Annotated in this window: 12 protein-coding genes; 5 read left to right on the top strand and 7 right to left on the bottom strand. The window is 41.7% G+C overall.

The window, feature by feature from the left end:
* A complete protein-coding gene (locus LF822_RS10350) occupies nt 1-207 on the top strand; it encodes a PspC domain-containing protein (protein WP_256521833.1) in 207 nt (68 codons plus the stop codon).
* Between the two features lie 85 nt (nt 208-292).
* On the opposite strand, the gene LF822_RS10345 is transcribed toward LF822_RS10350, so the two are convergent.
* Nucleotides 293-748, bottom strand: a complete 456-nt coding sequence (locus LF822_RS10345) for a hypothetical protein (RefSeq protein ID WP_253923951.1) — start codon at nt 746-748, stop codon at nt 293-295.
* Nucleotides 749-913: 165 nt separating this feature from the next.
* Here LF822_RS10345 and LF822_RS10340 point away from each other — a divergent pair, with 165 nt between their 5' ends.
* Genes LF822_RS10340 through LF822_RS10330 form a run of 3 tightly spaced genes read left to right on the top strand, consistent with a single transcriptional unit; the run spans nt 914 to nt 3,329 of the window.
* Nucleotides 914-1,636: an ABC transporter ATP-binding protein gene (locus LF822_RS10340; protein WP_253923950.1), complete on the top strand. Its 723-nt coding sequence runs from the start codon at nt 914-916 to the stop codon at nt 1,634-1,636.
* Nucleotides 1,633-2,646, top strand: a complete 1,014-nt coding sequence (locus LF822_RS10335) for an ABC transporter permease (RefSeq protein WP_253923949.1) — start codon at nt 1,633-1,635, stop codon at nt 2,644-2,646. Before LF822_RS10340 ends, LF822_RS10335 begins: the two co-directional genes overlap by 4 nt.
* Before the next feature lie 32 nt (nt 2,647-2,678).
* Nucleotides 2,679-3,329 (top strand): TetR/AcrR family transcriptional regulator, encoded by a 651-nt coding sequence (locus LF822_RS10330; protein ID WP_253923948.1) that lies wholly within the window; start codon nt 2,679-2,681, stop codon nt 3,327-3,329.
* A gap of 95 nt (nt 3,330-3,424) precedes the next feature.
* Here LF822_RS10330 and LF822_RS10325 read toward each other — a convergent pair whose 3' ends face one another.
* Entirely contained in the window at nt 3,425-5,248 is a 1,824-nt protein-coding gene (locus tag LF822_RS10325) for an ABC transporter ATP-binding protein (protein ID WP_253923947.1), read from the bottom strand.
* Nucleotides 5,248-6,957: an ABC transporter ATP-binding protein gene (locus LF822_RS10320; protein WP_253923946.1), complete on the bottom strand. Its 1,710-nt coding sequence runs from the start codon at nt 6,955-6,957 to the stop codon at nt 5,248-5,250. The genes LF822_RS10325 and LF822_RS10320 overlap by 1 nt, the downstream gene beginning before the upstream one ends.
* A 55-nt stretch (nt 6,958-7,012) precedes the next feature.
* On the opposite strand from LF822_RS10320, the gene LF822_RS10315 reads away from it, so the two are divergent.
* Entirely contained in the window at nt 7,013-7,474 is a 462-nt protein-coding gene (locus tag LF822_RS10315; protein ID WP_253923945.1) for a winged helix-turn-helix transcriptional regulator, read from the top strand.
* A gap of 19 nt (nt 7,475-7,493) precedes the next feature.
* Here the strand turns inward: LF822_RS10315 and LF822_RS10310 are convergent, their stop codons facing one another.
* From LF822_RS10310 to LF822_RS10295, 4 genes are all read right to left on the bottom strand, one after another.
* Nucleotides 7,494-8,477, bottom strand: coding sequence for a Gfo/Idh/MocA family protein (locus tag LF822_RS10310; protein WP_253923944.1), 984 nt, complete (start codon nt 8,475-8,477; stop codon nt 7,494-7,496).
* A gap of 490 nt (nt 8,478-8,967) precedes the next feature.
* Nucleotides 8,968-9,684: an SGNH/GDSL hydrolase family protein gene (locus LF822_RS10305; protein ID WP_253923943.1), complete on the bottom strand. Its 717-nt coding sequence runs from the start codon at nt 9,682-9,684 to the stop codon at nt 8,968-8,970.
* 238 nt (nt 9,685-9,922) lie between these two features.
* Entirely contained in the window at nt 9,923-10,651 is a 729-nt protein-coding gene (locus tag LF822_RS10300; protein WP_371925880.1) for a CAP domain-containing protein, read from the bottom strand.
* A gap of 113 nt (nt 10,652-10,764) precedes the next feature.
* Nucleotides 10,765-12,213, bottom strand: coding sequence for an aldehyde dehydrogenase family protein (locus tag LF822_RS10295; RefSeq protein ID WP_253923941.1), 1,449 nt, complete (start codon nt 12,211-12,213; stop codon nt 10,765-10,767).
* Nucleotides 12,214-12,227: the final 14 nt, after the last annotated feature.

The following is a 12,227-nucleotide window of genomic DNA, read 5'->3' as shown; positions in this document are numbered from 1 at the left end:
TTGAAAAAGAAATTGTACAAGTCTACCAGTAACAAAATGCTGACCGGTACGTTAGGCGGGGTAAGTGAGCTTTATGATATTGATTCAAGCCTGTTACGTATATTGTATGCAGCAGGGATCTTTTTAAGTAGTGGATTTCTATTGCTCGTCTATATTGTAGCTGCATTTATTATGCCGACGGATAAGGAATTGAATAAAGAAGTATAAGGAAAACCCCCGCAGCTACAATAAAACGCTGCGGGGGACTTTTACCTATTCATCCATAAACGTATTCAGTTCCTTTTAGTCTAATTCAGCCTCCTACTACGATGTAAGCAACCATTGGCCCATCCGTTTCAAAATCAGCGTGCGTCGTACAGATCATTCGATAAACTCCTTCTTCATCAAATTGCACGTCCACCACCGTCTCATTCCCTTGATGAACCACCCCTTGTTTTTCTGTTCCCTCAATGACAAAAGGATGTTCTTCTCCGTTTACTCCGTAAATATTCAGCTGAAGCGGCTCCCCTTTTTCAGCAAAAATAGTTCCAGGATCCCAGCGATACGTTTCAATTTCCTCACCATCAGCTGTTTCAGCTTTGAATTCTCCTGTGACAATGTTAACTTCTCTTACCTCCTTCTGCTCCTCTCCGGAGAAGGTAGGCAGACTATCACCAAACGATCCAAATACGAATAATAAAGCCAATAGTAAAGCACACCCGCTGACAGCCCACATTATCTTTTTTCCTGACAGAACTAACGCTTTCAAATGATTCCCTCCTTAAAAGGCATATTTAGCTCATGTATATGCGGACACGTCCCTAAAACTTGTCTACTTTTTCTATTTAAAATATGAGTGATTACTCACTTTACTTTCTTGATTCTTCATCGTATACTTTAAGTGAGTAATCACTCACTTAAAGGGGGAGCCCGTATGAATAGTGTCGTGAACCTTCAAAATGTCTCTCATCAAATTAAACAAAAATCCATTCTTTCGAATATAACTTTTAGTATTCCTCAAGGTGAAGTCTTTGGGTTATTAGGCCCTTCTGGATCAGGAAAAACCACTCTCGTTAAATTAATTACAGGTTTGCTGGTGCCTGCCGGCGGCACGGTTTACGTGAATGGAGAAAGAATGCCTTCTCTTGAACAAATGAAACGCTATGGATTTATGGCACAATCTGATGCACTATATCAAGAGCTTACCGGAAAAGAAAACCTTGAATTCTTTGCATCGATTTATCGGTTAAGTAAGCAGAGGAAGAAGCAGCGGATAAAAGAAGTGCTGGAAATGGTCAATTTAGTCGAAGATTCTCATAGAGAAGTCGAGAAATATTCTGGTGGTATGAAAAGAAGGCTGTCATTGGCTGCCGCCCTCCTCCATGAACCAGAGTTAATCATACTTGATGAGCCTACTGTCGGTATAGACCCTGTACTTCGGCAGTCGATCTGGAAGGAATTGAACCGACTGAAAGATAATGGTGTGACGATCATAGTTACGACTCACGTTATGGATGAAGCAGAGAAATGTGACCGACTCGCGATGCTGCAAGACGGAGAGATCATCGCACTGAATGCCCCGAAACAGCTCAAAGCAGAAATAGGGGCTGATACCATTGAAGATGTATTTCTACACTACGGGGGTGCTTCTAAATGAATACCTGGACGATCACCAGAAGAATTCTTCTTCAGTTTAAAAGAGATAAACGCAGCATAGCCTTGATGATTGCTGCTCCTATTTTTGTATTAACCCTGATGTGGCTTGTTTTAGAAAGTGGTGAAGATGAATTAAAGATTGCAGCTATTGATGTTCCGGAGGCTTTTGAAGAACAGCTCGCTGAGAAAGAGGAGGTGAACTTGATTCCCATGGAAGAAAGTAAAGCCAAAAGTGAAATGGCTGATGCTGGACTTGACGCTTTTGTTTTATGGGAAAACGGTGAGCCGTCTGTTACGATCGAAGGAAGTGATCCTAATACCACGTCAGATGTTAGAGATTTACTGCAGAAAGCTTTGGGAAGTGAAAGCCGTGCAATGGAGATCGAGTTCTTACACGGATCAGAGGACCTTGGTTTATTCGATTATATAGGTCCTGTATTGATCGGCTTTTTTGTCTTCTTCTTTGTGTTTATTGTCGGCGGTGTTTCTCTTCTTCGTGAGCGAACACAAGGCACCCTGGAGCGTATACTTTCAACGCCGCTTAAGCGAAGTGAATTAGTTTTTGGTTATTTATTAGGCTTCGGATTATTTACAATCGTCCAATCCTTCCTGATTGCTGCTTACTCTATATACGTCCTCGATATGTTTATGGAAGGTCGTTTTTTCTACGTACTGCTTGTTACGTTTTTACTCGCTATGACAGCCTTGAGCCTGGGGACTCTTCTATCAGCCTTTGCGAAAAATGAGTTTCAAATGATTCAATTCATCCCTGTAGTCATTGTACCGCAGGTTTTTTTCTCCGGGCTGTTTCCTTTAGAAGGCATGGCCGACTGGCTGCAGGCCATCGGCAGAGTGATGCCATTGACCTACGGAGCAGAAGCCTTACGCGGAATCATGATTAGAAATGAAAGTTTCTCCGATTTTCAACTAGAACTGTATGTATTAACTTCCTTCATAGCGCTGTTCACGCTGCTTAACATTTCAGCCTTGAAGAGGCACAGGCGCATATAGTACGATTATTGCAATGACAAGAGGTGTATGTAATGACGAAAGATTTAAATGAACTCATTCAAATACTTGAAGAAGGCGAGCAAAAAAAAACTCCTAAACAAACCCAAATCCTTAAAGCCGCTGTAGAAACCTTTGCTGAAAAAGGGTACGCTTCCACTTCTACAAGTGAAATTGCCGCGAAAGCCGGGGTAGCCGAAGGCACCATTTTCCGCCATTACAAAACTAAGAAAGAGCTGCTCTTATCCATCGTTACTCCTGTTATGGTGAAGTTTACTCTGCCTGTATTCGCCTCTCACTTCGCAGAGCAAGTGTTCGAGCAGCTTCCACAAGATTTTGAAGAGCTTCTTTATAAAATCATTAAAAATCGGTACGAATTTGTGAAAGAAAACCATCCGCTCGTCCGTATCATGCTGCAGGAAATGGCTTTTCATAAAGATCTGCAGGAACAATTCAGGCTTGTATTTTTAGAGCACGTTTACCCGCGCTTTGAACATTTAATTGCGCATTACAAACAGGAAGACAGGATTATCGAACTTCCTGCTCCTTCAGCAATTCGAATGATAATGACATCTTTAATTGGTTTTATCTTCACCCGTTTCATTATAGCTCCCGATCTGGAGTGGGATGATGAAAAAGAAATGGAGAGAACCGTGCAATTTATCATGCACGGTCTCTCCAAATAAGCAGGGGCCGGGCCAAATGGAAACAGCATTCCTTTGAGAACCCGATACAATTCAGGTCTTTTGGGATGAATATCGCTTTGACCGGGTCTTTTCTTTTATACGGAAGCTTTACCTTCAGCCTGCTGGGCTCTAACTAAACCGGAATAAAACCCTTCCTGCTGGAGCAGCTCTTGATGGCTGCCTTTCTCTATGATCTCTCCGTGCTGAAGAACTAATATTAGGTCAGCCGCACGAATTGTATTAAGCCGGTGAGCGATCACGAAGCTCGTTCTTCCTTTCATCAGCTTCGAAAGAGCATCATTGATTTTGATTTCGGTCACCGTATCAATACTGCTCGTAGCCTCATCTAATATGAGTAAAGCCGGGTCTGCCAGCATAGCCCGGGCAATTGAAAGCAGCTGCCTTTGCCCATGGCTGACTCCTCCCCCATCAGAATCGAGTACAGTTTCATACCCATCAGGGAGGTGGGTTATGAATTCGTGAGCATGAGCCGCTTTGGCAGCATACTCTACTTCTTCATCCGTGGCATCTAAGCGGCCGTAACGTAAGTTTTCTCTAATGGTCGTATGAAACATAGTAGAATCCTGCAGGACAACTCCCATTTGACGTCTTAAGCTGTCTCTTGTCATTGAATGAATTTCCTGACCATCAATAAGAATCGAACCTTTGTTTATTTCGTAAAAACGGGACAGCAGAGAAATAATTGTTGTCTTCCCTGCCCCGGTCGGACCGACTAAGGCGACCGTTTCTCCAGGAGAAGCGTGAAAGTTAATATTAGACAACGTTAAATTCTCTTTCTCATAGGAAAAATCAACCGAACGAAATTCAATATCCCCTTTTATCTCTTTAATATCCTCCGCCAGCTGTTCATCTTGTTTTTCTTCATTCTCATCGATAATTTGGAAGACGCGTTCAGCCCCGGCCACTGCAGATAAAATCATATTATATTGATTGGCCAGATCATTAAGAGGTCTTGTGAATTGTCTGGAGTACGTAGTAAACGTGACGATTACCCCAATAGAAATACTCCCATTTAAGGCAAGTAAACCTCCTGCTCCAACTATGATTGCGAAGCTGACGTTATTAAGCATATTCATAAGCTTAGGGATAAAGCCGGAATATGTCTGGGCCCAATACCCCGAATTTTTTAATGCTTCGTTTTTGGCTTCGAAATCCTTTATGACACGCTCTTCTCTTGAGAACATAGATATAATGGTTTGTCCTGAAAACATTTCTTCCACATATCCGTTCACATCACCTAAGTGCTTCTGCTGCTCTTTAAAATACTTCCCTGTCCGCTTAGTAATCCATTTCATTCCAAAGTACATCACCGGTACAATGGTTACCGTAAACAAGGTAAGCAGCGGGCTCAGCCATAACATTATCAATAGAGTCCCCGTGATCGTTAATATACTTGTCACGAATTGAATAACCGCCGTATTTAACGTTCGGCTCACATTCTCCATATCATTCGTCAGCCGGCTCATTAGTTCTCCTTGCTGCCTTTTTTGAAAAAAAAGTATCGGGAGCCTCTGCAGATGAGAAAAAAGGTGATTACGCATTTTATATATAGTGTTTTGTGAAATATTGATCATCCAGTAATTTTGCAGCCAGAGAAAAAGAGATTGAAACACGTATACACCAAACAAAAGACTCAGCATTGTCCAAAGCGTTCCTGTATTAGGTTCTTCAATAATTTCGTCAACGGCAGCACCCAGCAGATAAGGTCCGAGCAGCGATAATCCTGAGCTTAGTACAATCATGGCGAGAACTACATTAAATTTCTTTTTCTCCTGATACATATATCTCCAAATGCGTTTTAACGTTGCCTTCATGTCATCTACTTTAGGAGGAGCAGTGCCAATCCCCTGGTGATGTCGACGAATGACCGGCTGGTTACGTGATTTATCTTTCGTCATTACATCACATCCTCTTGCTGAGATTTATACACCTGTTGATAGTACGAGCTTAAAGACAGCAGTTGTTCATGATTACCTTCTGCTATTAATTCTCCTTGATGCATGACAATAATCTGATCCGCCGCCCGTAAAGAACTTATCTTCTGAGCGACCATAAAAATCGTACAATTCTGCTGTTTTAATGTCTTTAATAAACGGGCTTCCGTGTGAGCATCAAGAGCACTTGTGCTGTCATCCAAAATGAGAATCTTAGGCTTTCTCACCAGTGCTCTGGCAATAGAGAGACGCTGCTTCTGCCCGCCGGAAAAAGTGACGCCTTTCTGTCCAAGCATAGTGTCATAGCCATTTGGAAGAGAAGTAATAAAGGAGTGTATTTCTGCCTGCTTCGCTGCCTCTATAATTTCTCCCTCTGCCGCATTCTCTTTGCCCCAGGCAATGTTTTCTTTTACACTTCCCGAGAACAGGTGAACCTCTTGAGGGACGAGACTGATCTGCTGCCTAAGGCTCTTCACATTCACATCATCAATTTCCACATCATCAAATAAAATCCGGCCTTTACTTTTATCATGCAATCTCGGCAGCAAATGAAGCAGTGATGTTTTACCTGAACCTGTCTCTCCCAGAATTCCAATGGTTTCGCCCGCTTTCACATCAAGAGTGATCCCTTTCAAGACCTCTGCCTCGTTCCGTGAAAAAGATACCTCTTTCAATGATACATTCCCTGAGAGGTTAAAGTGTGGTCTCCCTGCAGCATTTAAAAATTGAGGTACCGGCTCCTCTAGAACTTGACTGATTCGATTAGCTGAGGCATTTCCGCGGGAAAACACCATAATTAAAAATGAAAATATTGAAAAAGTGAACATAATACGAGTCGCATAATTAATAATAGCGACAACCTCACCTGCTTGGGCTCCCCCTATATTCAACTGGACAGCTCCGACGAACAGCAATACGAGAATGATGACATTCATGCCGAGCATAATAATGGGCATGGCAATCTCCATAAGCCATAAGGCATGTTTATTCTTTTCCATGAGGGAATTATTTACTTTATCGAAACGTTCTTCTTCATAATCACCTCGGTTAAACCCTTTGATTAACCGGACTCCTGCAAGATTTTCGCGGATGACCGTATTTACATGATCCAGCCGGCTCTGCACACCCTTAAAGAGCTTGACCCCTTTAAGTAAAACCCAAAAAAGAAAGCCGCCCAGCAGAGGAACAGCTGCCACCAGGATGAAAGCTAATGTAACGTTAACTGTAAAAGCCATAACGAGGGCAAATATTATAAAAAGCGGTGCACGGAGAGCAATTCTCATCAGCATCAAAACAAGATTTTGAATTTGAATAACATCATTTGTCATTCGTGTAACTAAGTTTGGAGTAGAATAAGATTGGAAGTTGTCATTCGTAAAGCTTTGAACCTTTTTAAATAAATCCCTTCTTATATCAAAACCTACACCCTGACTAACATTGGCAGCAAAAAAAGAATTAATAATACCAGCTGCAAATGCGAGCAGGGACAGTCCTGCTAATACTCCTCCATATATGGAAACAACAGTATAATCTTCTTTCATAATACCTTCATCTATAATGTGAGCCATCAAAAGAGGCTGAATAAGCTCTACAGTAAGTTCAAGAAGCATAAGTAATAGAGCAATAATGGCAGAAGCTTTATAAGCTGTAGCGTATGAAAAAACTTTTTTCATAGGAAGTCCTCCGCTTTATCTTGAAAGTTCCTATTATTATACAGGAATTCACGCTTTGATAGTACTGTTTAGACTTTCCTCATGTCAGCCCGTCTTTTTGGTATCGCCAAACAAAACTAAGCAGCTATACATTACATGTAATCTGTTTGACGGTAACAAATTTGTAACTACTGGTAGAGATTTGGAAAACGGCATCTTATGGAAGCTCGTCCAGGAGAAACGGATGCGCTTCAACGAACTCCGGCGGGAAATTGACGGAAATATTTCATCACGTATTCTTTCACGGGAGCTTCGAAAACTGGTTGAGGATGGACTTGTTGAACGAATTGATTATGGTACGGTCCCTCCAAGAGTGGAATACCGGTTGACACAATACGGACAGACAGCCTCTTCTTTTTTAGAATCGATGAACAAATGGAACCTGGCTCATAAGCAAATGAATGCCTCTAAATCTGAAATGGATGAGATCTTAAATAAAGAAGAGCTGAATATGAATAACCACAAAAAAGTGGACTGATCAGGGTCAGTCCACTTTTTTACTTATCTGCCGGGAAAACAATCCCCATCTGTTTTCTGGATTCCTCTAATAGCTTCGCCGCAATCTGAGTGTTGTCTAAAGAATTATTTCCGGCCGGACGGTTTCGATCATTAATTTTGCTGCAAAACTCTTCAATTTCATAATACATGGGAGGATATTGATCAGGAAGATCCAGGCTTTCCACTCCTCCATTGTTATATTGAATATACACATCCTTAGGTTCAGAAATGTTAGGAATGATGATGACTCCTTCTTCTCCTTGAATTTCAGAGGAAGTATGAGAGTGGCTGATCTTAGAATGCATAATTACAGCTTCCATATCTTCATAGTGAGCAATAATGCTTCCCTCTCCGTCAACACCAGAATCCAGCTTCACTCCATTAGCCTGGATTCGGTCAGGTTTCCCAAAGAGAACCACCATTGGATAAATTCCATATACTCCTAAATCCATTAAGGAACCATTGGAAAAATTTGGATTAAACGCATTGAGTACGGTTCCTTCCCGGTAGGCATCATAACGTGAAGAATATTTACAGAAGTTACCTACATAGCGGCGGATCCTGCCTATCTTATGGAGGTTCGATTGAATGGATAAGAAAGATGGCATCAATGTTGATTTAACAGCTTCCATGAGCACGACATCGTTTTCCTCTGCTGCCTGAACCATCCTGTTTACTTCAGATTCATTGGACCCCATCGGCTTTTCACACAGGACATGTTTACCATGCTCCATAGCCAGGACGGCCTGGTCTGCATGAAACGAATTAGGACTGGCTACGTAGACTGCATCAACTTCTGCACTTTTTACCATTACTTCAATTGAGGTGAAAACCAACGGTGCTCCGTAAGTTTGAGCAAACTCTTCAGCTCTCTCTTCCGAACGTGAATATACGGCTTGAATCGCAAAGTCCTCCAAATGGCTGCCCGCCTCTATCATAAGCTTTGTAATAAAATTAGTACCTATAATGCCAAATCGAATCATATGTAAATTTCTCCTTATCCTATAGATTACACTCATTATAACAAGATCAGGAATGAAATCATAAAAGAAGTAAAGTCCGCGGCTCCATGCTTCCGAGATCCTCTTTTGATTAAAAGGAACGGAAAACGCGACAACTCCTGGCTGCCCCGCTTAAAAGCGGCGCTTTTTCCTGTTCCTTTTCTCTAGATTCTTATGGAAAAATCATGTGATACCATGTGTATATCAAGCTTTTTCAACAGACTGAAGAGAAGTCTTGGACATAAGTAAAGCAGTAATGTAAAAAAATGAATATTTGTACAAACGCATATGATTAGCGCAGCTAAGCAGGAACAGCACGAGCCGAGATTCCGGAGGAAAGCGTTCTTGCTTTCTGAGAAAGCTTAAGGCCGTGCCCACGGAAAGCAAAGCATTTTGACGGAGCGATAGTGTGAATGCTCTTTAACATAAATAATCCGAACTGATTAATCATTCAGATTATTTTATGTTTTATTCAGTTTTGTCCCGACCTCTTCTCTAATTTCTTCAGCCCAATATTTGCAAGTACAATCTGCCCCTCAGCCGTTGGGTGGACATCATCTTTTAGAATGTATTCTGGATGTCCTTTAAACGCCTGATAAGCATCCACCAGCTTTACATTAGTAAAGTGACTCAATAATTCAATCAAGGAACTGTATTGAGCATTGATATAGTGAAGCGGCTGGTCTAAGGATTTTCCTTCTTCAGGATATGGATTGTAAATATTATAGACAAGAATTTCGGCATCAGTCAGCTTATCCAGTTCCATAATTGTCGAGTATACATTAAATAATAAATTGCGTACGACGACCGCAGTTTCATCCATTTCAATGCCTTTGATGCCTTTATGTTTCTTTAATAAATTCAATAGATCATTGCCGCCTATATAAAGTACAATATAATCTGAATCCTTTATTGTATCCCTGAATATTTCATTTTTCTGCACAGCTGTTAACAGCTCATGAGAAGTTAATCCAGGGATACCCAAATTGGTCACTTCCAATCCAGCTTGCTGTCCGATAGTATAAGGGAATGCTTTTCCTGAAGGATAATGATTATTTTTATTTAAATTGTATCCATAAGGGATAGAATCACCAATAGCGCTAAGCTGCTTAGCATCAGCGTGGATCGTGTACGGTTGAATATAAGGTATAAGGAAAAGAATGCATAACAGCAGCGTTATTTTCTTCACTGGGATCACCTCTTTTTTAATATCACTCCTTATGAATAGCATGTCTGAGAACAGGATATATCAATCAATGTTAATTCTTCCAAATGTAAAAGAAGTAAAGCATACCGCTGATTGGCACAGTCCTTCTAGTCCAAGTCAACTTTAAAAAGGTGATATTTGAGGTCCAAGAAATTAAAAATGCTTGCAGAGAAATTAGGCTTCCTCTACAAGCTTAAAACGTTGATTAGCGCGGCAGTAGTTAATTACCAATAAACATTTGAGTCCAGTGATGACCATTTTCTTCATAGCCTATACCGATTTCAGTCATATTTTCATTCATAATATTTTTTCGGTGACCCGAACTGTTCAACCAACCATCTACTACTTCTTCAGGTGTGCGCTGTCCTGCCGCAATATTCTCGGCGGCTGTATTGTAATCGACATCAAACTCTTGAAGCATATCAAAAGGGCTTCCGTAAGTCGGAGAAGTGTGGGAGAAGTAATCATTTTCAGCCATGTCTTCAGATTTCTCCTGAGCTACTTCAGATACCTCTTCATTTAATTCCAATGGTTCTAACCCCTGCTCTTCACGTGCTTCATTCGTTAATTCAACGACTTGTTCGTGAATATCTCCTGTAGCCTGCTGTCCTTCGTCCTCATCATCAGGACCTTCCTGTTCTGGATCTCTTTCCTCTTCTCTTTCTTCCCCGCCATAAGGGTAAGGGCCATCATTGTTATCATCATATCGATCGTCTTCATCTGTAAACCGATCATACGGATAATAAGGTGTTTTATTATCAAATGGGAAATTCTCGTCCATACGATTCAAATCATTCATACGGCCGTCTTCATCTGTACCGCCTGGTCCATATGTGACTTGATTATACTCAGAAGCGGCATTATCCGCCGGATCGTTATTATCAGCACCACACGCGGTAAGTGCTGACGCACATAATACCATGCATGAAGTGTAAATTATTTTTTTCATCATGTTGCCTCCTTAAGGAATTTCCTCTTCCTTAATGTGTGCATCGAAAGGGATAATATCCTTTGAAAGCAAAGGAAAAAGCCACTAAAATTTAGTGGCTTTCCCTGTAAATTTTAAAGTAATTTTTCCTGAAGTCTAAAAGATACAACTTTTGCTTCTGTCATCGCTTCTATCGCAAATTGAATGCCTTCCCGGCCGATCCCTGAACCTTTTGTCCCTCCAAAAGGCATGGCATCTATCCGGTAATCACTGCTGTCGTTAATCATAATACCGCCGACATTCATGTGTTTTACAGCATAGAAGGCTTGATTAATGTTGCTTGTGAAAATACCAGCCTGGAGACCATAATTCACGTCATTCGATCTTTCTACGGCTTCATAAAGTGAATCTACAGGATAGACTAATACTACAGGACCAAAGATTTCTTCCTTTGCAATCGTAGCATTGGCTGGAACATTAGATAATATCGTAGGTGTATAATATGCCCCATCCCGTTTACCGCCAAATTCGAGTGTAGCTCCTTTATCAAGCGCCTCTTTCACCCACTCTTCTACGCGTACAGCTTCTTTTTCGTTAATCAGGGGTCCCATATCTGTTAATTCATCCATTTTATCTCCAACGTTTAATTCAGAGGTTCGATTGACGAATGTGTCCACAAAGGTGTCATAAATGCTTTTCTCTACGTACACCCTCTGCACTCCGATACAGTTCTGGCCAACCGCGGAAAAAGCTCCTGATACGGTGGACTGAACGGCATCATGTAAATCGGCATCATCAAGTACGATCACGGGTGAATTAGAGCCAAGCTCCATGCTCAGTTTCTTCGTACCCGCCTTCCGGGCGATTTTTTCTCCTGCATCTGTCCCGCCTGTAAACGAGATCATTTGAACAGCAGGATGCTGGACCAGCGTATCGCCAATCTCACGCCCTGAACCTGTCACAATGGAGAGAAATCCTTCAGGAAGCCCGGCTTCCACAAAGGCCTCAGCTAATTTCAATGCACTTAAAGGAGTCACTGTGGCTGGTTTAAGCACGACTGCATTGCCCGAGGCTATCGCCGGACCAATTTTATGCGCAACCATATTTAATGGGTCGTTAAAAGGTGTAATGGCCCCGACTACACCGATTGGGAAGCGGTAGTAATAACCAACGCGGTTCTCACTGCCTTCATTTTGATCGAAGTTGAGAGTTTCTCCATTAATGCGGCGAGCTTCCTCCGCACTAATCTGTATCGTTTGTGCGGCACGCTTTACTTCCCCGCGTGCCTCATTAATGGTCTTGCTCCCTTCACTCGCAATTACCCTGGCGAACTCCTCTAAATGTTCTTTCATATAGCTTGATACTTTCGATAAAATTGCGATTCTTTCGTGAGTCGGCCAGACAGTTGTTGTCTTATAAGTCCTCTCCGCCGCTTCAATCGCTTCAATCATCTGTTCCTTCGAGGCCAGTGGTACGGTGGCGATTGGTTCATTATTCTGGGGATTAGTGACTTCAATCGACTTTTTTCCCTCTACCCACTTTCCACCGATCAGCATTTTCATCGCTTTCACCTTCGTATGCATAGTAATCACCACCC

This window comes from Halobacillus sp. A5 (assembly GCF_024189315.1).
GTDB lineage: Bacteria > Bacillota > Bacilli > Bacillales > Halobacillaceae > Halobacillus_A.
The sequence above is the reverse complement of the archived record's forward strand: the minus strand, read 5'-3'. Positions and strand labels throughout refer to the sequence as shown.

Bases quoted from the DNA above. Each gene is read 5' to 3' on its own strand.
- LF822_RS10335 (WP_253923949.1), top strand. From the start codon at position 1,633: ATGAATACCTGGACGATCACCAGAAGAATTCTTCTTCAGTTTAAAAGA.
- LF822_RS10310 (WP_253923944.1), bottom strand. From the start codon at position 8,477: ATGATTCGATTTGGCATTATAGGTACTAATTTTATTACAAAGCTTATG.
- LF822_RS10330 (WP_253923948.1), top strand. From the start codon at position 2,679: ATGACGAAAGATTTAAATGAACTCATTCAAATACTTGAAGAAGGCGAG.
- LF822_RS10300 (WP_371925880.1), bottom strand. From the start codon at position 10,651: ATGAAAAAAATAATTTACACTTCATGCATGGTATTATGTGCGTCAGCA.
- LF822_RS10325 (WP_253923947.1), bottom strand. From the start codon at position 5,248: ATGACGAAAGATAAATCACGTAACCAGCCGGTCATTCGTCGACATCAC.
- LF822_RS10320 (WP_253923946.1), bottom strand. From the start codon at position 6,957: ATGAAAAAAGTTTTTTCATACGCTACAGCTTATAAAGCTTCTGCCATT.
- LF822_RS10340 (WP_253923950.1), top strand. From the start codon at position 914: ATGAATAGTGTCGTGAACCTTCAAAATGTCTCTCATCAAATTAAACAA.
- LF822_RS10295 (WP_253923941.1), bottom strand. From the start codon at position 12,213: ATGCATACGAAGGTGAAAGCGATGAAAATGCTGATCGGTGGAAAGTGG.